Below are 379 nucleotides of genomic sequence, written 5' to 3'. Positions count from 1 at the left end.
ATCTATGTTCTCGGACATATCTCTGGAATAGATAAAAGAGAAGCTAAAAAAATATACAATCATCGACCATACAAGTCCCGTGTTGCACTCCAGAAGGTTCTCTCTGAGAAGGCCTATGAACTCGCTATAGGATTCCTCCGAGTTCCAGAGAGTCAGGAATTACTCGACAATACAGATATCCATCCAGATCAATATCCACTTGCGAGATATATTCTTGAACACGGAGTGAATTCGAATAATTTCACAGATCATATTAGATCAATGATAACACTCTATCCAGATGTCAATCGTGATACACTCGAATTCATTTTATCTGCTTATTCCCAGATTGGCAGAGAGAAACGAGTGAGCTCGACACATACACAGGCCCGAAAAAAGA

1 pseudogene is annotated in these 379 nt (G+C 39.8%); it reads left to right on the top strand.

What is annotated here, in order from left to right:
* Window positions 1-379: pseudogene (locus G4D86_RS51995) on the top strand (hypothetical protein); the annotation flags it as partial.

It is taken from the genome of Pyxidicoccus caerfyrddinensis, assembly GCF_010894405.1.
GTDB classification, from domain to species: Bacteria; Myxococcota; Myxococcia; order Myxococcales; family Myxococcaceae; genus Myxococcus; species Myxococcus caerfyrddinensis.
Note: the sequence above shows the minus strand (reverse complement) of the source record. Positions and strands in the feature narration are given on the sequence as shown.